Below are 21,984 nucleotides of genomic sequence, written 5' to 3'. Positions count from 1 at the left end.
GGATGGAGGGGGGCGGGGGGTGAGGTGGGGGGGGCGCGCGCCGCCGCCCCCCCCCCCCCCCCCCCCCCCCCCCCCCCCCCCGCCGCCCCGCCCGCTGCCCCGGTCCCGGCCGACCTCCTTCCGGGTGCCGTCGCTCGGCATCGACGCCCCGGTCACCCCCCTGCGCCTGAACGCGAACCGGGAGCTGGAGACGCCACCGGTGGACCGGCCCCGGCTGGTCGGCTGGTACGAGGGCGGGCCCACGCCGGGCGAGGCCGGCACCGCGATCGCCGTCGGCCACCGCGACACCCGCAGCGGACCCGCCGTCTTCGCCGGGCTCGCCCAGGCCGCGCCGGGCCGGACCGTCGAGGTGCGGCGGGCGGACGGACGTACCGCCGTCTACTCCGTGGACCGGGTGAAGGTCTTCGACAAGGCCGGCTTCCCCGACAAGGAGGTCTACGGCGCGACCGGGCGCCCCGAGCTGCGGGTCATCACCTGCGGCGGCCTGTTCAGCCGGCGCACCGGCTACACCAGCAACGTGGTGGTCTTCGCCCATCTCACCGCGGCGAGGTGAGCGGGCGCGGGCCACCGGAGGCCGGCGGCCCGGCCGTGACGGGCTCCGCGTCCGCGCGGCCGGGCCGTCCGCGATGATGTCCCGGTGGGCCCATGGCCCGGGAACGTCTGGCGCAACAAAACTATCACCGCTAGTTTGTGTGCCGGACGACGCGGACCCGCCGGGAGGACACAGCATGAAGGCACACGACGCCCTGTACATCGACGGCGACTGGCGCCCCGCCGAGAGCCGGGACGTGATCGAGGTCGTCAACCCCGCCGACGAGCAGGTCATCGGCAAGGTCCCGGCGGGCGGCCCGCTGGACGTCGACACCGCCGTACGGGCCGCGCGCGCCGCCCTGCCCGCCTGGGCCGCGACGCCCCCGGCCGAACGCGCCGCCCGCCTCGCCGCCCTGCACCGCGCCCTCGTCGACCGCAAGGACGAGATCGCCGAGACGGTCACCGCCGAGCTGGGCTCACCGCTGAAGTTCTCCGAGGCCGTGCACGCGGCCGTGCCCCTCGCGGTCGCGGCCTCCTTCGCCGAACTGGCCGCGCGGCACTCCTTCGAGGAGAAGGTCGGCAACTCCACGGTCCTGCACGAGCCCATCGGCGTGGTCGGCGCCATCACCCCCTGGAACTACCCGCTCCACCAGATCGTCGCCAAGGTCGCCCCGGCCCTCGCCGCCGGCTGCACGGTCGTCCTCAAGCCCGCCGAGGACACCCCGCTCACCGCCCAGCTGTTCGCCGGGGCGGTGCACGAGGCGGGCGTGCCCGCGGGTGTGTTCAACCTGGTCACCGGCCTCGGCCCGGTCGCCGGACAGGCCCTCGCCGAGCACCCCGGCGTCGACCTGGTCTCCTTCACCGGCTCCACCGCGATCGGCCGGCGGATCGGCGCGGTGGCCGGCGCGGCCGTGAAGAAGGTCGCCCTGGAACTCGGCGGCAAGTCCGCCAACGTCATCCTGCCGAGCGCCGACCTCGCCCGGGCGGTGAACGTCGGCGTCGCCAACGTGATGTCCAACTCCGGCCAGACGTGCAGCGCCTGGACCCGCATGCTGGTCCACCGCGACCGGTACGCCGAGGCCGTCGAGCTGGCCGCCACCGCCGCCGCCAAGTACGGCGACCGCATCGGCCCGGTGGTCAGCGCCCGGCAGCGGGAGCGGGTGCGCGGGTACATCGAGAAGGGCGTCGCCGAGGGCGCCCGGCTGGTCGCGGGCGGCCCCGAGGCCCCGCGCGAGCGCGGCTACTTCGTCAGCCCCACCGTCTTCGCCGACGTCACCCCGGAGATGACGATCGCCCAGGAGGAGATCTTCGGCCCGGTCCTCACCATCCTGCGCTACGAGGACGAGGAGGACGCCCTGCGCATCGCCAACGGCACGGTGTACGGCCTCGCGGGCGCGGTCTGGGCCGCCGACGAGGCCGAGGCGGCGGCCTTCGCGCGCCGCATGGACACCGGCCAGGTCGACATCAACGGCGGCCGGTTCAACCCCCTCGCGCCCTTCGGCGGCTACAAGCAGTCCGGCGTCGGCCGGGAACTCGGCAGCCACGGACTCGCCGAGTACCTGCAGACCAAGTCCCTCCAGTTCTAAGGAAGTCCGCGACCATGGCCGTACGAGCCGCCGTCCTGCCCGCCGTCGGCGCCCCGCTGGAGATCACCGCCATCGAGCTGCCCGACCCCGGCCCCGGACAGGTCCGGGTCCGCCTCGCCGCCGCCGGCGTGTGCCACTCCGACCTGTCCCTGTCCAACGGCACCATGCGGGTGCCGGTCCCGGCCGTCCTCGGCCACGAGGGCGCCGGCACGGTCGTCGCCGTCGGCGAGGGCGTCACCCACGTCGCGCCCGGCAGCCCCGTGGTCCTCAACTGGGCGCCCTCCTGCGGCACCTGCCACGCCTGCGCGCTCGGCGAGGTCTGGCTCTGCGCCAACGCGCTGAACGGATCCGCCGAGGTCTACGCCCGCACCACCGACGGCACCGCACTGCACCCCGGTCTGAACGTGGCCGCGTTCGCCGAGGAGACGGTGGTCTCCGCGTCCTGCGTGCTGCCGGTGCCCGACGGGGTGGCGCCGGCCGACGCGGCCCTGCTGGGCTGCGCGGTGCTCACCGGCTACGGCGCCGTCCACTACTCGGCGCGGGTCCGGGCCGGCGAGACCGTCGCCGTGTTCGGCGTCGGCGGGGTGGGCCTCGCCACGCTCCAGTCGGCCCGGATCGCGGGCGCGGCCCGGATCATCGCCGTCGACGTGTCGCCGGCGAAGGAGGCACTGGCCCGCGCGGCCGGCGCCACGGACTACGTCCTCGCCTCCGACACCACCCCCCGCGAGATCCGCGCCCTCACCGGCAAGCAGGGCGTCGACGTGTCCGTGGAGTGCGTGGGCCGCGCGGTCTCCATCCGCGCCGCCTGGGAGTCCACCCGCCGGGGCGGCCGCACGACGGTCGTCGGCATCGGCGGCAAGGACCAGCAGGTCACCTTCAACGCCCTGGAACTCTTCCACTGGGGCCGCACCCTGTCGGGCTGCGTCTACGGCAACACCGACCCGGCCCGCGACGTGCCGGTACTCGCCGAGCACATCAGGCAGGGCCGCCTCGACCTCTCCACCCTGGTCACCGACCACATCACCCTGGAGGACATCCCGGCGGCCTTCGACAACATGCTCGCGGGGAAGGGGGGCCGGGCGGTGGTGCTGTTCTGACGGCGCCCCTCACCGCAGCGCGCCGGACGGGATGCCGAGCAGGTCGGACAGGGCCCGCTCGCCCGCCGGAGTGATCCGCACGGCCCGCCCGCTGCCCACCCGCATACACCACCCCGCCTCCAGTGCCCGCCGGCACAGCGCCGCCCCCGAGGCCCCCGCGAGATGCGGCCGGCGTTCGGTCCAGTCGAGGCACGCGCGGGCGAGCGGGCGGCGGCCGGAGGGGTCGAGCGGGATGCCTGCCGCGCCGAACCACTCCAGCCCCGCGCCGGTCAGCGCGAACCCGGTGTCCCGCCGCAGCAGCCCCCGCTCGGTCAGCGCGTCGGCGACCGTGGTGCCCAGCCGCCCGGCGAGATGGTCGTAGCAGGTCCGCCCCCGGGCCAGGGCGGCCCCGGCGCTCGCCTCGCGCAGCCCCCGCGGGGCACGTCGTACCTCCGCCGGGGACACCTGGGCGGCGAGATCCTCCACCAGCTGCGCCACCCGCGCGCCGGCCAGCCGCACGTACCGGTGCCGCCCCTGCCGCTCCTGGACGAGCAGCCCGCCGCCCACCAGCCGGTCCAGGTGCTCGCTCACCGTGGAGGGGGCCACCCCGGCGAGCCGGGCCAGCTCGCCGGCCGTCCACGCCCGCCCGTCCAGCAGCGCCAGCAGGCACGCGGCCCGTGTCCGGTCGGCGATCAGTCCGGCCAGCGCGGCGAGGCCGGCGGCCCGGGGGTCTGCGGTGCTCATGCCCCCAGCATGGGACACCGGCGTTTCGGCGGTCGCCGAAGCGTCACACCCGGACCCGCTCGTACTGCTGCGCCAGCCCGTCCAGCAGCGCGCCGAGCCCCGTCTCGAAGGCCCGCTCGTCGATCTTCTCCTGCTGCTCGGCGAGCAGATGGGCCTGCCCGAGGTGGGGATAGTCGGCCGGGTCGTACGCGCTCGCGTCGTCCACGAAGCCGCCCGCGAACGAACCGAGCGCCGAGCCCATGATGAAGTACCGCATCAGCGCGCCGATGGAGGTGGCCTGCGCCGGCGGCCAGCCCGCGTCGACCATCGCGCCGTAGACCGCGTCGGCCAGCCGCAGCGCGGCCGGGCGGCGGCCGGGGCCCCGGGCGAGGACCGGGACGATGTTCGGGTGGTCGCGCAGGGCCGCCCGGTAGGAGACCGCCCAGTCGTGCAGCGCGGTCCGCCAGCCCCGGCCGTCCTCGAACACCGACAGGTCGACCTGGGCGCTCACCGAGTCCGCGACGGCCTCCAGGATCTCGTCTTTGGTGCGGAAGTGGTTGTAGAGCGAGGGCCCGCTGACCCCCAGCTCGGCCGCGAGGCGCCGGGTGGAGACGGCCGCCAGGCCCTCCCGGTCCACGAGGTCCCGGGCCGTCTCGACGATCCGGTCGGGGCTGAGGAGGGGCTTGCGTGGTCGGGCCATGGCGCACATAGTAGGGCTGCGACAAGAAACTAGCAGTGCTAATTTAAATGTACGGCTTTCAAGATCCGTCGGCGGATCCGTTCGGTGTGGGGTGATCTCGTGGTGAACCTGGGGCTCAGCGAGGAGCAGGCGGCCGTACGGCAGCTCGCCCGGGACTTCGTGGAGCGCGAGATCGCCCCCCACGTGGTCGCCTGGGACCGCGCCGAGGAGGTCGACCGGGGCATCGTCAAGAAGCTCGGCGACGTCGGTTTCCTAGGCCTGACCATCGACGAGGAGTACGGCGGCTCGGGCGGCGACCACCTCGCGTACTGCCTGGTCACCGAGGAACTGGGCCGCGGCGACTCCTCCGTGCGCGGCATCGTGTCCGTCTCCCTCGGGCTCGTCGCCAAGACGATCGCGGCCTGGGGCGGCGAGGAGCAGAAGCGGCGCTGGCTGCCCGGCCTGACCGCCGGCGAGTACGTCGGCTGCTTCGGCCTCACCGAGCCCGGCACCGGCTCCGACGCGGGCAGCCTCACCACCCGCGCCGTGCGCGACGGCGACGACTACGTGGTCAACGGCACCAAGATGTTCATCACCAACGGCACCTGGGCGGACGTCGTGCTGCTCTTCGCCCGCTCCACCGGCGAGCCCGGCCACAAGGGCGTCTCCGCCTTCCTGATCCCCACCGACACGCCCGGCCTGACCCGTCGCACCGTCCACGGCAAGCTGGGCCTGCGCGGCCAGGCCACCGCCGAACTGGTCCTGGAGGACGTGCGGGTGCCCGCGTCGGCCCTGCTCGGCCCCGAGGGCAAGGGCTTCACCGTCGCCATGTCCGCGCTCGCCAAGGGCCGGATGTCCGTGGCCGCCGGCTGTGTCGGGATAGCCCAGGCCGCGCTGGAGGCGGCCGTGACCTACGCGGGCGAGCGCGAGCAGTTCGGCACCCCCATCGCCCGCCATCAGCTGGTGCAGGAGCTGCTCAGCGACATCGCCGTGGACGTCGACGCGGCCCGGCTGCTGACCTGGCGGGTCGCCGACCTGATCGACCGCGGCGAGCCGTTCGCCGTGGAGTCCTCCAAGGCCAAGCTGTTCGCCTCCGAGGCCGCCGTCCGCGCCGCCAACAACGCCCTCCAGGTCTTCGGCGGCTACGGCTACATCGACGAGTACCCGGTCGGCAAACTCCTGCGCGACGCCCGCGTGATGACCCTCTACGAAGGCACCAGCCAGATCCAGAAGCTGCTCATCGGGCGGGCCCTGACGGGGGTGTCGGCCTTCTGAGTACCGTCTGAGTACTCCGGCGGATGTGCCGCGGGGCGCGTCCGCCGATGCTGGGGCCATGAGCGACACACCGGTCCGACAGCAGAGCACGACCGCCTTCTACGGCCAGGCCGTGGCCTCCTTCTCGGTCGCCATGGCGGCCACCGGCATCGGCATCCTCCGGCTGGACGCGAGCGCCTGGGTCCGCGGCTTCCTGGCGATCGCCGTGCTGTACCTCGTCACCTCCGCCTTCACCCTCGCCAAGGTGATCCGCGACCGGCAGGAGGCCGGGCAGCTCGTCAGCCGGGTCGACCAGGCCCGGCTGGAGAAGCTGCTCGCCGAGCACGACCCCTTCGACAAGGTCTGAGCGGCCAGGCTAAGCGCCCGCTCACCGTCGGCGGTATGGTGGTGCTCCTGTCACCGAGAGGGGCGAGCGAGCGATGAGTACGGCGGAGGAGACGACCGGCGGCGAAGTGGAGCCGTGGGAAGAGGTCACCCCGGACGCGGCCCGGCGGCTGCTCGTCGCCGCCGTGGAGGCCTTCGCCGAGCGCGGCTACCACGCGACGACGACCCGTGACATCGCGGGCCGCGCCGGCATGAGCCCGGCCGCGCTGTACATCCACTACAAGACCAAGGAAGAGCTGCTCCACCGGATCAGCCGGATCGGCCACGACAAGGCCCTCGGCATCCTGCGCACCGCGGCCGGCCGCGAGGGCACCGCCAAGGAGCGGCTGGCCGACGCGGTGGGCTCCTTCGTCCGCTGGCACGCGGGACGGCGCACCACCGCGCGGGTCGTGCAGTACGAGCTGGACGCCCTCGGCCCCGACGCCCGCGCGGAGATCGTCGCGCTGCGCCGCCAGGTGGACGCCGAGGTGCGCCGGATCATCGAGGACGGCGTGGCCGCCGGCGAGTTCGACGTCCTGGACGTGCAGGGCACCACGCTCGCCGTGCTGTCCCTGTGCATCGACGTGGCCCGCTGGTTCAACGTGGACGGCCCGCGCACCCCCGAGGAGGTCGGCGCGCTCTACGCCGACCTCGTCCTGCGCATGGTCGGGGCCCGCTAGCCCCGCGGCCTACAGGTAGTAGCGGGACACCGACTCCGCGACGCACACCGGCTTGTCGCCGCCCTCGCGCTCCACGGTGAACGCGACCGTCACCTGCACGCCGCCGGCGACGTCCTCGACACCGGTGATCGCCGCGGTGGCGCGCAGCCGGGAGCCGACGGGGACGGGGGAGGGGAAACGGACCTTGTTCGTCCCGTAGTTGACACCCATCTTCACGCCCTCGACCCGGATGAGCTGCGGCCCGAACAGCGGCAGCAGCGACAGGGTGAGGTAGCCGTGCGCGATGGTGGTCCCGAACGGCCCGGCGGCGGCCTTCTCCGGGTCCACGTGGATCCACTGGTGGTCCCCGGTCGCCTCGGCGAACAGGTCGATCCGCTTCTGGTCGACCTCCAGCCAGTCGGTGTACCCCAGCCGCTCGCCCACGGCCGCCCGCAGCTCGTCGGGGGAGGTGAAGGTCCTCGGTTCTGCCATGTTCCCGGCCTCTCGCTCGCATCTCTAAGCAACTGCTTAGCATGGTCGGGCGACGGGGCGATGTCAACGGACGCGCGGCCGGTGGGGCGGGGGGTCTCTGTAATCTCTGAGGGGTGCCCCAGATCCCCGAGAAGATCCACGAGCTGACCGTCGGCCAGTTGTCCGCGCGCAGCGGAGCCGCGGTGTCCGCCCTGCACTTCTACGAGTCCAAAGGCCTGATCTCCAGCCGGCGCACCTCCGGCAACCAGCGCCGGTACAGCCGCGACACGCTGCGCCGGGTCGCCTTCGTCCGCGCGGCCCAGCGGGTCGGCATCCCGCTGGCCACGATCCGCGACGCCCTGGCCGAACTCCCGGAGGGGCGCACCCCGACCCGGGAGGACTGGGCACGGCTGTCGGAGAAGTGGCGCGCGGAACTGGAGGAGCGGATCCAGCAGCTGAACCGGCTGCGCGACCAGCTCACCGACTGCATCGGATGCGGCTGCCTGTCGCTGAAGACCTGCGCGCTGTCCAACCCCGACGATGTGTTCGGCGACCGCCTGACCGGCTCCCGGCTGATGGCGGAACGCCGCTGACGCGCCGTCCGCGGTCCGGGCGGCGGGCCCGCCCGCGTACTCCGTGCCCCTGGAAGGCCGAGTACGCCGGGCCGAGCCTGCGCCGCCCGCCGGGCCGTAGCGGTCCACGGTGGGCCGGACGCCCCCCGGGGACGCGGCGCGCGGGCGGACGCCGTCTCGCGTCCGTCGGCGTACTGTGGTACCCGCCCGATGCCGTACGGCCCCGCGTACAGCCGGGGCACGAGCGGCAGTTCGCCCTCCGGCACGTCCTCGGGGTGCGCGCCGTCCGGCGTCCCGGCCGAGGCGGACGGGACCGTGCGCCGGCCGGACCCGGCGGTGTCGCCGTCGCCCCCTGGGCCGACGTGCCCGGCTCAGGACGCGTGCCGTGTCCGGGCGGCCTCGGCCCTCGCCTGCGCCACCAGCCGGGCGTTGGACCCGGCCCGCCGGCCGTCCGGCAGCAGCAGGGTGTCCTCCAGGCCGATCCGGGTGGCCAGGCCCCGCCGGAGCGCGAGCCGCAGCACCGGCCAGGCGCCGCCCTCCTCGCCGTGCAGCAGCACCGGGCGGCCGTGCGCCGTCCCCAGCTCCGCCAGCAGCGCCCGTGCCGACGCCTCGGCGGTCGCCGGATCCGGGTCGGTCACCTCGGCCAGCACCCGCAGCACCCGGGGCCCGAGCGGCGAGGCCGCGAACCGGCGCGCCCCCTCGGTGCCGGACCACAGGCCCGCCTCCACGCCCACGCCCCGGGCGAGGAGTTCCGCCGCGACCTCCTCGGCGCCCGGCTCGTGCCAGTTGACCGAGGCGAAGTCGGGCAGCACCGCCCAGGAGCGCACCCGGTCGAGCCGGGCCGCCGGGTCGGGCTCCGCCCAGGCACCGGTGGTCACCCCGACCGGCACCGCCACCCGCGCCCGTATCGCCTCCAGCGCCGGGCCGACGACGCGCGCGGACAGGCTCTCGCGCCCGCACGGTGTCCTGGGATGGACATGCACCGAGGCGGCACCGGCCGCCACGGCCTCGGCGGCGGAGCGGGCCAGTTCCCCGGGGGACACCGGGACACCCGCGCCGTCGGCGGCCGACCGGCTTCCGTTGAGACACGCCTGCACCATGCCTCGATGATGCAGGCCGTCACCGGCAACGGCCGAAGGACGCTTCCCGCCGCGCGGGCGCACCTTCCCCGGAAGGGGTGCGGCATCCCCTGCGCACCCTCCGCACACCGCCGCGACCGGTGGTCAGGCCGGCGTCAGCTGGCGGTCCCGGCCTGCGTGCCGCAGGGCCCGGGGGCTGAGGACGGGGGACGGGACCAGGATGCCGCAGTCCGTGCACACCGGGCCGGACGACGGCTCGTGGTCCAGGCCGTACCTCCAGACCAGGCGCTCACCGCCGCACACCGGGCACGACGACCCCGGCTCCCGCTCCAGCGCGGCGATCAGCCGGCGCAGCACCTCCGCCAGCGGTGCCCGCGGGTGGACGCGGGGATCGTCGCACCAGGCGACCCCGAACCCGCCCCAGGTCAGGCGGTGCCAGTCGTCCACGCTGCCCGGCCGGCGCAGTCCGTCGTGCTTCTCCCTCCTGCGCCGCTCGGTGAAGTCCGTCTCGTAGGCGAGCCAGACGTCGCGGGCCTCCTCCAGCTCCTCCAGCGCGGCCACCAGCCGCGCCGGATCGGGGGAGCGGTCCTCCGGGCCGAACCCCGCCCGGGAGCACAGATGGTCCCAGGTCGCCCGATGCCCATAAGGAGCGAACTTCTCCAGGCACTTGCGCAGCGAGTACCGCCGCAGTGCCAGATCACAGTCCGGGTCGCGTACCTGTCTCGCCAGACTCCGGAAACCGGCCATCGCCCTGCACCTCCGTCACACCTGCACCTGCACTCCGGTCACTTCGGCGTCATCGCACGGACGTCGCCGAATAGACGTATCGACAGGCGATTCGGCTCCATCTCTTCTCCGGCTCTCCCTGCGGACTCCTGAAAGTGACGCATGTTCACCTTTTAACGTGGGGATAACCGGCGGTAACGTTCGGCCACCCCAGTCGCTAGGAGCCGCCATGCCACGGCGAACCCCACGCACCGCCCCTGACGGACTGAGAACGTCCCGCCGACTCCCCGGGTTCCTGAAGACGGCGTCCGTATGCCTCCTCGTCGCCGGTCTCCTCACACCCCTCACACGGACCGCCGGGGCGGCGACCGCCGCCACGGCCCCCAACGACCATTGCGGCGGCCGGTGTTCGGACATCCTGCCGCCCGGCGAGAACGGCAACGCCACCCTCGCGCAGATCCTGCTCAACCAGGCCTTCGGCACCCAGCCCGCGCACGCCGAGGACCAGCTCGGCCCGTACGCGCAACTCGCGAGCGGCTACAAGACCCTGACCGACGCCACCGTCAACACCTTCTTCAACGACGCCTCCTTCGGCGTCCCCGCCGACCAGGTCGCCTCCACCGAGAAGCCGGCCGGCCGCGGCGACGTGACCATCGTCCGCGACAAGAAGACCGGCGTCCCGCACATCACGGGCACCACCCGCTACGGCACCGAGTTCGGCGCCGGATACGCGGCGGCCGAGGACCGGCTCTGGCTGATGGACGTCTTCCGCCACGTCGGACGCGGTCAGCTCACCGGCTTCGCGGGCGGCGCGCCCGCCAACCAGGGCCTGGAGCAGCAGTTCTACCGCAACGCCCCCTACACCGAGGCCGACCTCCAGGCGCAGATCGACAACGCCACCGCGCACAACGGCGCCCGCGGCCAGCAGGCCCTCGCCGACGTCAAGGCCTACCTCGACGGCATCAACGCCTACATCGACGCCTCCGACAGCGGCCGTTACTTCCCCGGCGAGTACGTCCTCACCGGCCACAAGGACTCGATCACCAACGCCGGCACCATAGACCACTTCAAGGTCACCGACCTGGTGGCGCTGGCCTCCGTCATCGGCTCCCTGTTCGGCTCGGGCGGCGGCGGGGAGGTCGACAACGCCCTCTCCCTGCTCGCCGCCCAGGAAAGGTACGGCGTCGAGGAGGGCACGAAGGTCTGGGAGTCCTTCCGGGAGCGCAACGACCCCGAGGCCGTCCTCACCGTCCACGACGGCGAGAGCTTCCCCTACGGCGCCAAGCCCGCGGACCCGCGGGGCGCGGCCCTGCCCGACGCCGGCTCGGTGACCCCCGAACCGCTCGTGTACGACCGCACCGGCAGCGCCGCCACCGCGAGCGCCGCGCGGACCTCGGCCACCGCGGCCCGGGCCACGGCCGGCTCCGCCCGGCGCGGCATGTCCAACGCCCTCGTGGTCAGCGGCAAGCACACCGCGAGCGGCCACCCGATCGCCGTCTTCGGGCCGCAGACCGGCTACTTCGCCCCGCAGCTGCTGCTGCTCCAGGAGATCCAGGGCCCCGGCATCAGCGCCCGCGGCGCCTCCTTCGCCGGCCTGAGCATGTACGTCGAACTCGGCCGCGGCCAGGACTACGCCTGGAGCGCCACCACCTCCGGCCAGGACATCATCGACACCTACGCGGTCGAGCTGTGCCAGGACGACTACCACTACCTGTTCCACGGCACCTGCACCGCCATGGAGAAGGCCGAGCGGAAGAACGCCTGGAAGCCGACCGTGGCCGACGGCACGGCCGCCGGGTCGTACACCATGCGCGTGTGGCGCACCGCGTACGGACCGGTGGCCTACCGGGCGACGGTCGGCGGCAAGAAGGTCGCCTACACCACCCTGCGCTCCTCCTACCTGCACGAGGCCGACTCCATCATCGGCTTCCAGATGCTCAACGACCCCGACTACGTCAAGGGCCCGCAGGACTTCCAGAACGCGGCCAGGCACATCAACTACACCTTCAACTGGTTCTACGCCGACTCCGAGCACACCGCGTACTACAACAGCGGCGACAACCCGGTCCGGGCCGCCGGGGTCGACGCCGACTTCCCCGTGTGGGCGGCCCCCGCCTACGAGTGGCGCGGCTGGGACCCGGTCGGCAACACCGCCGAGTACACCCCGGCCGGGGCCCACCCGAACTCCGTCGACCAGGACTACTACGTCTCCTGGAACAACAAGCAGGCGAAGGACTACGCCGCCGCGCCCTGGGGCGAGGGCTCGGTGCACCGCGGCGACCTGCTGGAGGACCGGGTGAAGAGGCTCGTCGCGGCGGGCGGGGTGACCCGGGCCGCACTCACCCGGGCCATGGCCGACGCGGGCCTCGCCGACCTGCGCGCCGAGGACGTGCTGCCCGGGCTGCTGAAGGTCGTCACCTCCCGGCCGGTGACCGACCCCGCGGCCGCCGCCGCGGTGAACAGGCTCCAGGCGTGGGTGACCGCGGGCGCCAGGCGCGCCGAGACGTCGGCCGGGTCGAAGACCTACGCCGACGCCGACGCGATCCGCATCCTGGACGCCTGGTGGCCGCTGCTGGTCAAGGCGGAGTTCGAACCCGGCCTCGGCACCGGCCTGTACACCGCGCTCACCCGCAACCTGCCCGTCGACGAGGCCCCGTCCGCCGGACACGGCCCGACCGGCTCGCACGCCGGCAGCGCCTTCCAGTACGGCTGGTGGTCCTACGTCGACAAGGACATCCGGGCGGTGCTCGGGGAACCCGTACGGGGCCCGCTCGCGCGCACGTACTGCGGCGGCGGCGACCTCGCCGCCTGCCGCGACCTGCTGACCGGCACCCTGAAGCAGGCGGCCGCGCTGACCGCCGCCCAGGTCTACCCCGGCGACGACCAGTGCGCGGCGGGCGACCAGTGGTGCGCCGACTCCATCGTCCAGCGCACCCTGGGCGGCATCAAGCACGGCAGGATCGGCTGGCAGAACCGGCCGACCTACCAGCAGGTCGTGGAGTTCACCTCCCACCGCTGAGCCGGCCGGTGCGCTCCCGGCGGCGGGTCAGGCGATCCGGCCCGCCGCCAGCACCAGCCGCGCCAGTTCGGGGTGCACGATGTCGCTGTGCGCCCCGGCCGGCGGGCCCCCGCGCCGGACCACGGCCGCCGCGTCCACGCTCACACAGCCCGACGCCGGCAGCCCCCCGGCCAGGGCCGTCGTCAGGTCCAGCCGGACGGCGTGCGGCACCGCCTGCACCCCGTCGTGCCCGAGGGCACCCCAGCGCGGTCCCAGCACGGCCGCGATCTCGTTCCCGGCGCAGGACCGGTCGTCCCCGGCGAGCCGCGAGGCCAGCGGGTAGAACGTGCCGAGGGCGGTGTCGAAGTGCGAGTAGGAGCACACCAGGGGGCCGTCGACGCGCCGCTGGGCGTCCCCGAGCGCCCCCGACCGGTCCGCCGCGTGCGGCAGCCGGGCGCAGAACACGTAGTGCGAGAGGGCCCCCTGGAGCACGGTCACCGACTTCACGGTGCGCACCGCTGCGGGCAGCCCGCGCAGCGCGAACGCCACCAGCCGCCCGCCGAAGCTGTGCCCCACCAGGTGCACCCGCACCCCGGGCGCCGCCGTCGCCAGCCGTCCGAGCAGCGGCCCGAGCCCGTGCTCGCCGATCGTCCCGGCCCGCCGCTTCATCTGGTGGTACGCCGCCTGCCGCAGCAGCTCCTTCGCGCCGTCCCACGGGTTGGGAAGGCCGAACCCGGCGGTGCCGGCGGCCGGTTCGAGCGCGGCCAGGGCCGCGGCGAACTGCTCGCAGGCGGTCACCGGATCGCAGGTGAGGACGGCGGGCTCGCCGTCCTCGTCCGTGTCGGCCACCGCCGGCCGCCCGTCCGGCTCCGGCAGCAGCCGCACCAGCCGCCCGAACTCGGCCGGCCCCGCGTCGCCGGCCGGCCGCTCGTCCAGCAGCCGGGCCAGCCGGTCCAGCGCGGTCGCCCGGCCCGGGAAGGTCTCCAGCAGCGCGCGCCGGGTCTCCTTGTCCAGTGCCGGGCGGGGGGCCGCCCCGGCCGCCGCGGACCGCGGGAAGTCGGGGATGGGCTCGTCGCTGAACCGCATCGACGGCCAGACCACCCCGACGTACCCGACCCGGGCCCTCGGCGCCAGCGCCGGAACGGGGGCGAAGAACCGGCGGTACAGCGCGGTCGCGTCCGAACGGTCGTTGTTCCAGCCGTGCGCGAACACGATCAGGTCCCGGACGCCGTGCTCGGCGACCCGCGCCAGCAGCCGGTCGCGTGCGGGGCCGTCCACGTCCCCGTCCGCGTCGAAGGTCAGCTCCCAGTAGGGGGTCACGCTCGTCCCAGGATCCGCCATGCCGGGCTCCCTCGCCCCGAGAACACGTGCTACTTGTACAGGAGATACCCCTTTCGCACCCGCCGGAACGCGGCCAGCTCCTCCTGCCAGGCGCCCGTCACCTCGTCGGTGTCCGCCCCCGCATCGATCATCGTGCGGACCCGGTCCGAGCCGGTGAGCCGGTCGATCCAGTGGTCGGACCGCCAGGCGAACCCGTCCCAGACCCTCCGGGCCGTCACCAGCAGCGCGATCCCGGTGCGCACCGGCTCGAAGGCGGCCCGGTCGGTCACGTGGAGCTGCACCCCGCCGACGGTCTTCCCCTGGAACTTGGAGAAGGTGGGCGCGAAATACGCCTCCCGGAACCGCACGCCGGGCAGCCCCAGCCCGTTCACGGCGGCGGCCCAGCGCCCGTCCACGCCCTCGGCGCCGAGCAGTTCGAAGGGCCGGGTGGTGCCGCGCCCCTCCGAGAGGTTGGTGCCCTCGAACAGACACGTCCCCGAGTACACCAGCGCCGTGTCGGGCGTCGGCATGTTGGGGCTCGGCGGCACCCAGGGCAGCCCCGACGCGTCGTGGAACGCGCCGCGTCTCCAGCCCGACATGCGTACGGTCTCCAGCGCGACCGGGGTGTCCAGGAACTCCCCGTTGAACAGGCCGGCCAGCTCCGCGACCGTCATGCCGTGCGCCTGCGCGATCGGCCGCCGCCCGACGAAACTGGCGAACTCCTCGCGCAGCACCGGCCCCTCGGCCGCCCGGCCGGTCACCGGGTTCGGGCGGTCCAGCACGACGAAGCGCTTGCCGGCGAGCGCCGCCGCCTCCATGCAGTCGTACAGGGTCCAGATGTACGTGTAGAAGCGGGCGCCGACGTCCTGGATGTCGAAGACGACCGTGTCCACGCCGGACGCCGTGAAGACGTCGGCGAGCGGCCGGCCGCTCTTCAGGTACGTGTCGTAGACCGGCAGGCCGGTCGCCGGGTCGTCGTGCCGCCCCTCCGAGCCGCCGGCCTGCGCGGTGCCGCGGAAGCCGTGCTCCGGGCCGAAGACGGCGGTCAGCTCGACCCGGGGGTCGCGGTGCATCACGTCGACGATGTGTTCCGTGGTCCTCGTGATGCCCGTCGGGTTGGTGACGACGCCCGCCTTCTGCCCGGCGAGGGGCGCGTAGGCGTCGGCGGCGAGGTTCTCGAAGCCGGTGCGGAGGGGGCCGCGGGGGTGGTGGGACATCGGAGTGGCCGCCAGTGCGGTCGAGGCGAGCAGGTTTCTTCGGGACAGGTCCATGAGTCCTCCAGTCACCTAGAGGTTGGCGCGGTCACCCTTTCCTTTACACATACCGACTGGTTAGTCTGGCGTCGCTGAGCCGAGTCGCGTCGTGTCGTGCCGAAGGAGACCGAGGGTGGAAGCCGTGCGGGATGCGGGAGTGGTCGTCACCGGAGCCGGCGGGGGGATCGGGGCCGCGCTGGCCCGGCGGTTCGCCGCCGAGGGGGCCCGGGTCGTGGTGAACGACCTGGACGCGGCGAAGGCGCGGGCGGTGGCCGACGAGATCGGCGGCATCGCCGTCCCCGGCGACGCCTCCGGCGTCGTCGCCGAGGCGCGCGACGCCCTCGGCGGCACGGTGGACGTCTACTGCGCCAACGCCGGGGTCGCCTTCGAGGACGGCGACCTCACCGCCCTGGACGAACACACCTGGGCGACCTCCTGGGAGGTCAACCTGATGGCCCACGTCCGCGCCGCCCACACCCTGCTGCCCGGCTGGCTGGAGCGCGGCGCCGGACGGTTCGTCTCCACGGTCTCCGCCGCCGGCCTGCTCACCATGATCGGGGCGCCCTCCTACAGCGTGACCAAGCACGGCGCCTACGCCTTCGCCGAGTGGCTGTCCCTGACCTACCGCCACCGGGGCGTCAAGGCGCACGCCATCTGCCCGCAGGGCGTCCGCACCGACATGCTGGCCGCCACCGGCAGCGCGGGCGACCTGGTGCTGCGGCCCACCGCGATCGAACCGGAGGCCGTGGCCGACGCGCTGCTGAAGGGCATCGAGGAGGACCGCTTCCTGATCCTGCCGCACCCCGAGGTCGCCGGCTTCTACCGGGCGCGGGCCGGCGAACCCGAGCGCTGGCTCGCCGGCATGAACCACGTCCAGCAGAAGTGGGAGGCCGCCCGGTGACCGCCTCCCGCTACGCCACCCGCCCCTGGCTCGCGCTGCTGACCGACGCCCAGCGCGCCCCGCTCGACCCCGCCGACTCCCTCGTGCACGCCCTGCGCGCCGCCGTCGCCGAGCACCCCGACCGCACCTTCCTCACCTACTTCGACGGCCGCCTGAGCTACCGGGAGACCGACGAGCTGACCGACTCCGTCGCCGCCCACCTCGCCGCGCGCGGACTCGAGCGCGGCGACCGGGTGGCCGTACTGCTGCAGAACTCCCCGCACTTCGTGCTGGCCGTGCTCGGCGCCTGGAAGGCGGGCGCCACCGTCGTCCCGGTCAACCCCATGTACAAGTCCGGCGAGGTCGCCCACGTCCTGCGGGACGGCGAGGTGGCCGCGCTGATCTGCTCCGACCGGGCCTGGGAGACGTACCTGCGGCAGACCGCCGGCGGCTCCCCGGTGCGGATCGTGCTCACCGCCTGCGAGCGGGACCTGCAGACCCGGGACGACCCGCGCGTGCTGGCCTTCGAGCGGCTGCCCCAGGCCCCGGACGCCGACGACCTGACGGCCGTCGCCCGGCAGGGCGGCCGGGCCCCCGGGGGCCGGCTGCCGCGCCCGCGGGACATCGCGCTGATCAGCTACACCTCGGGCACCAGCGGCACCCCCAAGGGCGCCACCAACACCCACGCGAACATCATGTACAACGCCGAGCGGCAGAGCACCGGCCTCCCGCTGCCCGACGCGCCCGTCTACCACGCGCTCGCCCCGCTGTTCCACATCACCGGCATGGTCTGCCAGCTCGGCGCCTGCCTGAACAGCGCCGGCACCCTGGTGCTCACCTACCGCTTCGACGCCGGCGTCGTCCTGGACGCCTTCGCCGAGCACCGCCCGCACTACACCGTCGGCCCCTCCACCGCCTACATGGCGCTCGCCGCCCACCCGGACGCCACCCGCGACCACTTCGCCTCCTTCACCCACCTGTCCTCGGGCGGCGCCCCGGTGCCGCCGGCCCTGGTGGAGCGGTTCCGGGAGCGCTTCGGGCCGTACCTGTGCGTCGGCTACGGCCTCACCGAGTGCACCGCCCCCTGCGCGTCCGTCCCGCCCCACCTCGAGGCGCCCGTGGACCCGGTCTCCGGCACCCTGTCCGTCGGCCTGCCCGGCGCCGACACCCTCGTGCGGATCCTGGACGACCAGGGCGCCGAGGTGCCCTTCGGGGAGCACGGGGAGATCGCCGTGAGCGGGCCGCAGGTGGTCCCCGGCTACTGGCGGCGGCCCGACGCCACCGCCGAGACCTTCCCGGACGGCGAACTGCGCACCGGCGACATCGGGTTCATGGACGAGCGGGGCTGGCTGTACGTCGTGGACCGCAAGAAGGACATGATCAACGCGTCCGGCTTCAAGGTGTGGCCGCGCGAGGTCGAGGACGTCCTGTACACGCATCCGGCGGTGCGGGAGGCGGCCGTCGTCGGGGTGCCCGACGGATACCGCGGCGAGACCGTCAAGGCCTACATCAGCCTGCGCCCGGGCGCCGAGGCGGACCCGGGTGAACTGGCCGCGTACTGCAAGGAGAGACTGGCCGCCTACAAGTACCCGCGCCGGGTGGAGATCCTGCCCGAGTTGCCCAAGACGGCGAGTGGGAAGATCCTCCGTCGGGAACTGCGTTCCCGCGACACCGACTGAAGACCACGGAAAGGCAGGTGGCGGCAGTGCCCAGGACCACGGACGGAGACGGAACGCCCGTCCCGCAGCGGCTGCTGGCCGCCGCCACCCGGCTCTTCGCCGAGCGGGGCTACGACCGCACCTCCGTCCAGGAGATCGTGGAGGCGGCCGGCGTCACCAAGGGCGCCCTCTACCACTACTTCGGCTCCAAGGACGATCTGCTGCACGAGGTGTACGCGCGCGTGCTGCGCCTCCAGCAGGAGCGGCTGGACACCTACGCGAACGCCGACGAGCCGGTGGAGAAGCGGCTCAGGGACGCGGCGGCCGACGTGGTCGTCACCACGATCGAGAACCTCGACGACGCGTCGATCTTCTTCCGGTCCATGCACCACCTCAGCCCGGAGAAGAACAAGCAGGTCCGCGCCGAGCGCCGGCGCTACCACGAACGCTTCCGCGCGCTCGTCGAGGAGGGCCAGAAGGAGGGCGTCTTCTCCACGGCGACCCCGGCCGACCTGGTGGTGGACTACCACTTCGGCTCCGTCCACCACCTGTCGACGTGGTACCGCCCCGACGGCCCCCTCACCCCCCAGCAGGTCGCCGACCACCTCGCCGACCTGCTGCTGCGGGCCCTGCGGCCCTGAGCCCGGGCGCCCGGGGCCGGCGCCTAGCCGATGATCTGCTTGAAGAACAGCACCGCCGGGGCGGCGGTCCCGGCGCCCGCGCTCACCGCGACCGGCCAGGCACTGCCGGCCAGCGCCGCCAGGACGGCCGCCCCGACGCCGGCCAGCACGCCCAGCAGGAACACGATGGCGGCGCGCTGGGTCAGGAGCGGCCCGTCCCCGGCGGGCCGCCCGGGATCGGCCCGGGACACCGCGTCACTCCTCACCGGGTCTCGCCGGCCGGGACCGGCTCGGGCCCCGGGAGCGGCACGCCGTCCCGTTCCGTCAGCCGCCACGGGTCCTCGGCGGGCCGCACGAGCGTGAACTCCACCCGGCCGGCCGCGTCCGTCCGGACCCCGTGCACGGCCGGCTCGGGCAGGCTGTTGTAGTGGAACGGCGTCGAGAAGTAGTAGGCGCCGGTGTCCGGCACCACCACCAGGTCGCCCGGCCGCAGCGGCGGCAGCGCCCGGTCCCGGGCCAGCAGGTCGCCCGCGAAGCAGGCCGGGCCGGCGATGTCCTGCCGCACGGCCCGCTCCCGCCGGGCCGCGCCCCGCCCGTCGTACGCCTCGATCCGCAGCGGCCAGGCGTCGGGGCTGAACACCGTCCGGGTGGCCACCTGCACCCCGGCGTGGGTCACGGCGATCGGCCGGCCCCCGGCGTCCTTGGTGTACTCGACGTACGCGGCGAGGAACCCGTTCTTCGCCAGCACCGAGCGGCCGAACTCGGTGACCACCCGGTAGCGGCCCGCGAACAGCCCCGGGGCGTGCGTCCGCAGCTGCGCCACGTAGTCGGCGAAGGTCGGGGTGACCTCGTCGTCGGCGAAGTTCACGGGCAGCCCGCCCCCGATGTCGACGCCTTCCACCCGGCCCGCGCCGAACACGGCCGTCACCTGGTCGGCGAACTCCACCGCCTGCGCCACCCCGCGCGCCATGAGGTCCAGGGGGCAGCCCTGCGACCCGGTGTGGGTGTGCACCCAGGTCAGCCACGGATACGCGGCGAACGCCCGCAGCAGCCGCTCCCGGTTGCCGGGGTCCGTCAGCGGCACACCGAACTTGGAGGTGCTCGTGGCGGTGCTCATCGCGGCGATGGCCCCGCCGCCGACCTGGCAGTTCAGCCGTACCCCGATCCGGGACGCGGAGGGGCGGCGGGCCAGCAGCGCGGCGATCCGCTCCAGCTCCTGGAAGCTGTCGGCGTTGACGGCCACCCCCAGCTCCAGGGCCCGGGCCAGCTCGGCGCGGGTCTTGGCCGGGGAGTCGAAGACGATCCGGTCGGCCGGGAACCCGGCGGCCAGCGCCCGGGCCAGCTCGCCCCCGGTGGCGACCTCGCAGCCCATGCCGTGCCGTTCCAGCTCCCGCAGCACGGGGACGAGGCAGTTGGCCTTCGCGGCGAACGTGTGGGTGACGCCGGGCAGTTCCGGGGCGCCGGGGAACGCCTCGTGCAGGGCCCGGACCGTGGCCGCGACACCGTCGAGGTCCACGAAGGCGGCCAGCGGGGCCCGCTCCGCGTCGAGCAGGCCCCGCCGCACTGCTTCCTTCAGGACGTGTTCGCGGCGCGCGGCGGCACGGGACACAGCGGTCATGGTGCACCTTCCGGTGTGGGACGGCGGCCCGGGGCCGTTTCCCCGGGCACACGACCAGGCTGCTCGCCGCACCCGGGGGCCGTCTTCGTCGGTTCCGCACAGGCATACCCGGTGCGGCCGGGGCCGCACCGGGGGAGCGCCCCCTCGTGTGCGGCCGCTTCGTGCGCGGCGACGAGGAACGGCCCCTTCGGTGGTGCGGCCGCACGAAGGCCCGTCAGGCCTCCGGGCCCCGCTCCCGCTCCGGGTCCCCGAGGGCCAGGCGCAGTTGCAGCTGCGCCAGCAGCCGCGCGTCCGGGCTGGCGAGGTCCAGCCCGGACACCGCCGTGATCCGGCCCAGCCGGTACCGCATGCTGTTCGGGTGCAGCGAGAGGCTGCGCGCGGCGGCCGGCACGTCGCCGAAGTGGTCCAGGTAGGCCCGCAGCGACTCCACGAGGCGGCTGCCGGCGTGCTCGGCGTCGAACGCGGCCAGCCGTGCCACCGAGGTGCCCGGCGGCAGCTCCGTCTCCCGCAGCGCCTCCAGCACCTGGAGCACGCCGATGGTGTCGGCCACGTCCTCCACCCGGGCCACACCGCGCGCGCCCCCGGTCCGGGTGAGCGCCTTCAGCGCCTGCTCGGCGCTGCGGCGCGACCGCGCGGCCCCGGCCAGCGCCGGCACCACCTCGCCCAGCCCGGCCCGCACGGACGCGCCGGTGGCCGCCGACAGCCGGGCGGTCAGCGAGGTGCCGAGCGCCGTCACCTGCTCCCGGGCCCGGTCCGCGTCCCGGTCCAGCGCGCAGACCAGCACCAGCGCCCGGCCGCCCGCCGGCACGACCACGATCCGGTGGCCGAGGGCCGCGCAGTGCAGCGCCAGCAGGGCGTACATCCGGGACGGCTCACCGGCCGGATCCGGCCCGGGCGCACCCGCCCCGGCGCCCACCGCCAGCACCGCGCAGGGCTCCCGCGCGGGCAGCGCGGCCCGCTCGGCCAGCACCTCGGCCGAGCCGCGTTCCTCCAGCAGGGCGCGCGCCGCGTCCTCCACCAGCCGGCTGTCGGCGCCGCGCGTGCGGTGGTGCAGCAGATGCGGGGCGGCGGCCCGGGACGCGGCGCGCAGCGCCTCCGCCGCGTTGGGGGACAGCGGCCGGCCCGCGACGGCGGCCACCCAGACCGAGCCCAGCACCTCGCCGCCCGCGCGCACGGCGCACACCAGCCGCTCGGGGTTGTCCCCCTGGGCACGCCGGTGCAGCACGTCGTCCGTGGTCCACAGGGCGCGGAAGAAGCCGGCGTCGCGCATCGCGGCCACCCGCCAGGCCGGCACGCGCCGCCCGAGGATGGTCAGCCGGCGCATCTCGTCCACGTTCTCCTCCGTGGAGGAGTACGCCAGCACCCGCGACTCGGTGTCCTCGATGGTCACCGAACCGCCGACCAGGGCGGCCACCGCGTCGGCCAGCCCGTCGAGATCGCCCAGGACCAGGCCCCGGGCGGCCGGTAACGGCGGCACCCCCGCCGCGGCGAGCCCGGCCCGCAGCACCGCCACCAGCTCCTCCCACCGGTACCAGGTGCGGAACAGCACCGCCGTACCGGCCTCGTGGGCCGCCGCCCGCAGGGCGCCGAGGGTCCCCTCGGGGCGTTCCGGGCCGAAGACCACCCCGCAGGCCCCGGCGGCACCGGCCCGCCGCACCACGTCCACCGCCTGGGCCGACCCGGCCGCGACACCGACCGCGAGCACCAGCTCACGGGGCCGGATCTCGGGGGCCAGCACATCGAGCACGGTGGCACCGCCGACGGCCACGGCCGGCCCGCCGGGCGCCGTGTCCAGCTCCAGGGCCCCCGTGCCCACCACCGACAGCAGCCGCTCCAGGGTCACCCTGGGCCCGGCGGCCGTCTCCCACTCCGCGTGGTCCCGCGGCTCGGTCACGCT

The 21,984-nt window shown here is 74.6% G+C and carries 21 protein-coding genes; 11 read left to right on the top strand and 10 right to left on the bottom strand.

Features of this window, described 5'->3' with window-relative positions; genetic code table 11:
- The 3 genes from ACZ63H_RS33405 to ACZ63H_RS33395 form a co-directional block, all read left to right on the top strand.
- A partial coding sequence (locus ACZ63H_RS33405; protein WP_469871575.1) for a class F sortase occupies positions 1–553 on the top strand: 553 nt, incomplete at its 5' end.
- Between the two features lie 175 nt (positions 554–728).
- Positions 729–2,117 carry an aldehyde dehydrogenase family protein gene (locus ACZ63H_RS33400; RefSeq protein WP_469871573.1) on the top strand — a complete coding sequence of 463 codons (1,389 nt, stop codon included), beginning with the start codon at positions 729–731 and terminating at the stop codon, positions 2,115–2,117.
- Positions 2,118–2,131: 14 nt separating this feature from the next.
- The gene (locus ACZ63H_RS33395) at positions 2,132–3,214 is read left to right on the top strand and encodes a Zn-dependent alcohol dehydrogenase (RefSeq protein ID WP_469871571.1); all 1,083 of its coding nucleotides are present in this window, start codon (positions 2,132–2,134) and stop codon (positions 3,212–3,214) included.
- Positions 3,215–3,223: 9 nt separating this feature from the next.
- On the opposite strand, the gene ACZ63H_RS33390 is transcribed toward ACZ63H_RS33395, so the two are convergent.
- Positions 3,224–3,937, bottom strand: a complete 714-nt coding sequence (locus tag ACZ63H_RS33390) for an ArsR/SmtB family transcription factor (protein WP_469871569.1) — start codon at positions 3,935–3,937, stop codon at positions 3,224–3,226.
- 43 nt (positions 3,938–3,980) lie between these two features.
- On the bottom strand, positions 3,981–4,616 hold the full coding sequence (locus ACZ63H_RS33385; RefSeq protein WP_467939348.1) for a TetR/AcrR family transcriptional regulator: 636 nt from the start codon (positions 4,614–4,616) through the stop codon (positions 3,981–3,983).
- Between the two features lie 102 nt (positions 4,617–4,718).
- Here ACZ63H_RS33385 and ACZ63H_RS33380 point away from each other — a divergent pair, with 102 nt between their 5' ends.
- The 3 genes from ACZ63H_RS33380 to ACZ63H_RS33370 all read left to right on the top strand — a co-directional run bounded on the left by ACZ63H_RS33380 (position 4,719) and on the right by ACZ63H_RS33370 (position 6,913).
- Positions 4,719–5,870, top strand: a complete 1,152-nt coding sequence (locus ACZ63H_RS33380; RefSeq protein ID WP_469871577.1) for an acyl-CoA dehydrogenase family protein — start codon at positions 4,719–4,721, stop codon at positions 5,868–5,870.
- 58 nt (positions 5,871–5,928) lie between these two features.
- Positions 5,929–6,216: a YiaA/YiaB family inner membrane protein gene (locus ACZ63H_RS33375; protein WP_181795981.1), complete on the top strand. Its 288-nt coding sequence runs from the start codon at positions 5,929–5,931 to the stop codon at positions 6,214–6,216.
- A 73-nt stretch (positions 6,217–6,289) separates the two neighbouring features.
- Positions 6,290–6,913, top strand: a complete 624-nt coding sequence (locus tag ACZ63H_RS33370) for a TetR/AcrR family transcriptional regulator (RefSeq protein WP_469871567.1) — start codon at positions 6,290–6,292, stop codon at positions 6,911–6,913.
- Positions 6,914–6,922: 9 nt separating this feature from the next.
- Here the strand turns inward: ACZ63H_RS33370 and ACZ63H_RS33365 are convergent, their stop codons facing one another.
- Positions 6,923–7,384: a MaoC family dehydratase gene (locus ACZ63H_RS33365; RefSeq protein ID WP_469871565.1), complete on the bottom strand. Its 462-nt coding sequence runs from the start codon at positions 7,382–7,384 to the stop codon at positions 6,923–6,925.
- Between the two features lie 113 nt (positions 7,385–7,497).
- Between ACZ63H_RS33365 and soxR the strand changes: the two genes are divergently transcribed.
- Positions 7,498–7,956 carry a redox-sensitive transcriptional activator SoxR gene (gene soxR / locus ACZ63H_RS33360; RefSeq protein ID WP_469871563.1) on the top strand — a complete coding sequence of 153 codons (459 nt, stop codon included), beginning with the start codon at positions 7,498–7,500 and terminating at the stop codon, positions 7,954–7,956.
- 350 nt (positions 7,957–8,306) lie between these two features.
- On the opposite strand, the gene ACZ63H_RS33355 is transcribed toward soxR, so the two are convergent.
- Entirely contained in the window at positions 8,307–9,035 is a 729-nt protein-coding gene (locus tag ACZ63H_RS33355) for a 3-keto-5-aminohexanoate cleavage protein (RefSeq protein ID WP_469871561.1), read from the bottom strand.
- 123 nt (positions 9,036–9,158) lie between these two features.
- The gene (locus tag ACZ63H_RS33350; protein WP_467939360.1) at positions 9,159–9,761 is read right to left on the bottom strand and encodes a hypothetical protein; all 603 of its coding nucleotides are present in this window, start codon (positions 9,759–9,761) and stop codon (positions 9,159–9,161) included.
- Positions 9,762–9,969: 208 nt separating this feature from the next.
- Between ACZ63H_RS33350 and ACZ63H_RS33345 the strand changes: the two genes are divergently transcribed.
- A complete protein-coding gene (locus ACZ63H_RS33345; protein ID WP_469871559.1) occupies positions 9,970–12,759 on the top strand; it encodes a penicillin acylase family protein in 2,790 nt (929 codons plus the stop codon).
- A 27-nt stretch (positions 12,760–12,786) separates the two neighbouring features.
- Here the strand turns inward: ACZ63H_RS33345 and ACZ63H_RS33340 are convergent, their stop codons facing one another.
- Complete coding sequence (locus ACZ63H_RS33340; protein ID WP_469871557.1) at positions 12,787–14,079, bottom strand: serine-threonine protein kinase; 1,293 nt, start codon at positions 14,077–14,079, stop codon at positions 12,787–12,789.
- 29 nt (positions 14,080–14,108) lie between these two features.
- Positions 14,109–15,329, bottom strand: coding sequence for an exo-beta-N-acetylmuramidase NamZ family protein (locus ACZ63H_RS33335; RefSeq protein WP_469871555.1), 1,221 nt, complete (start codon positions 15,327–15,329; stop codon positions 14,109–14,111).
- Between the two features lie 115 nt (positions 15,330–15,444).
- Here ACZ63H_RS33335 and ACZ63H_RS33330 point away from each other — a divergent pair, with 115 nt between their 5' ends.
- The 3 genes from ACZ63H_RS33330 to ACZ63H_RS33320 are packed head-to-tail and all read left to right on the top strand — an operon-like array spanning position 15,445 to position 18,490.
- A complete protein-coding gene (locus tag ACZ63H_RS33330) occupies positions 15,445–16,212 on the top strand; it encodes an SDR family oxidoreductase (RefSeq protein WP_469871553.1) in 768 nt (255 codons plus the stop codon).
- The gene (locus tag ACZ63H_RS33325) at positions 16,209–17,870 is read left to right on the top strand and encodes a class I adenylate-forming enzyme family protein (RefSeq protein WP_469871551.1); all 1,662 of its coding nucleotides are present in this window, start codon (positions 16,209–16,211) and stop codon (positions 17,868–17,870) included. The genes ACZ63H_RS33330 and ACZ63H_RS33325 overlap by 4 nt, the downstream gene beginning before the upstream one ends.
- A gap of 26 nt (positions 17,871–17,896) precedes the next feature.
- On the top strand, positions 17,897–18,490 hold the full coding sequence (locus ACZ63H_RS33320; protein WP_467939372.1) for a TetR/AcrR family transcriptional regulator: 594 nt from the start codon (positions 17,897–17,899) through the stop codon (positions 18,488–18,490).
- A gap of 23 nt (positions 18,491–18,513) precedes the next feature.
- On the opposite strand, the gene ACZ63H_RS33315 is transcribed toward ACZ63H_RS33320, so the two are convergent.
- The 3 genes from ACZ63H_RS33315 to ACZ63H_RS33305 all read right to left on the bottom strand — a co-directional run bounded on the left by ACZ63H_RS33315 (position 18,514) and on the right by ACZ63H_RS33305 (position 21,981).
- A complete protein-coding gene (locus ACZ63H_RS33315) occupies positions 18,514–18,720 on the bottom strand; it encodes a hypothetical protein (protein WP_469871549.1) in 207 nt (68 codons plus the stop codon).
- Between the two features lie 11 nt (positions 18,721–18,731).
- Positions 18,732–20,087: a type III PLP-dependent enzyme domain-containing protein gene (locus ACZ63H_RS33310; RefSeq protein ID WP_469871547.1), complete on the bottom strand. Its 1,356-nt coding sequence runs from the start codon at positions 20,085–20,087 to the stop codon at positions 18,732–18,734.
- Positions 20,088–20,301: 214 nt separating this feature from the next.
- Positions 20,302–21,981: a PucR family transcriptional regulator gene (locus tag ACZ63H_RS33305; RefSeq protein ID WP_469871546.1), complete on the bottom strand. Its 1,680-nt coding sequence runs from the start codon at positions 21,979–21,981 to the stop codon at positions 20,302–20,304.
- Positions 21,982–21,984 lie beyond the last annotated feature (3 nt).

Source organism: Streptomyces sp. NPDC104831, from assembly GCF_055583025.1.
The sequence above is the reverse complement of the archived record's forward strand: the minus strand, read 5'-3'. Positions and strand labels throughout refer to the sequence as shown.

Bases quoted from the DNA above. Each gene is read 5' to 3' on its own strand.
- ACZ63H_RS33400 (WP_469871573.1), top strand. From the start codon at position 729: ATGAAGGCACACGACGCCCTGTACATCGACGGCGACTGGCGCCCCGCC.
- ACZ63H_RS33395 (WP_469871571.1), top strand. From the start codon at position 2,132: ATGGCCGTACGAGCCGCCGTCCTGCCCGCCGTCGGCGCCCCGCTGGAG.
- ACZ63H_RS33390 (WP_469871569.1), bottom strand. From the start codon at position 3,937: ATGAGCACCGCAGACCCCCGGGCCGCCGGCCTCGCCGCGCTGGCCGGA.
- ACZ63H_RS33385 (WP_467939348.1), bottom strand. From the start codon at position 4,616: ATGGCCCGACCACGCAAGCCCCTCCTCAGCCCCGACCGGATCGTCGAG.
- ACZ63H_RS33375 (WP_181795981.1), top strand. From the start codon at position 5,929: ATGAGCGACACACCGGTCCGACAGCAGAGCACGACCGCCTTCTACGGC.
- ACZ63H_RS33370 (WP_469871567.1), top strand. From the start codon at position 6,290: ATGAGTACGGCGGAGGAGACGACCGGCGGCGAAGTGGAGCCGTGGGAA.
- ACZ63H_RS33365 (WP_469871565.1), bottom strand. From the start codon at position 7,384: ATGGCAGAACCGAGGACCTTCACCTCCCCCGACGAGCTGCGGGCGGCC.
- ACZ63H_RS33355 (WP_469871561.1), bottom strand. From the start codon at position 9,035: ATGGTGCAGGCGTGTCTCAACGGAAGCCGGTCGGCCGCCGACGGCGCG.
- ACZ63H_RS33350 (WP_467939360.1), bottom strand. From the start codon at position 9,761: ATGGCCGGTTTCCGGAGTCTGGCGAGACAGGTACGCGACCCGGACTGT.
- ACZ63H_RS33345 (WP_469871559.1), top strand. From the start codon at position 9,970: ATGCCACGGCGAACCCCACGCACCGCCCCTGACGGACTGAGAACGTCC.
- ACZ63H_RS33340 (WP_469871557.1), bottom strand. From the start codon at position 14,079: ATGGCGGATCCTGGGACGAGCGTGACCCCCTACTGGGAGCTGACCTTC.
- ACZ63H_RS33335 (WP_469871555.1), bottom strand. From the start codon at position 15,329: ATGGACCTGTCCCGAAGAAACCTGCTCGCCTCGACCGCACTGGCGGCC.
- ACZ63H_RS33310 (WP_469871547.1), bottom strand. From the start codon at position 20,087: ATGACCGCTGTGTCCCGTGCCGCCGCGCGCCGCGAACACGTCCTGAAG.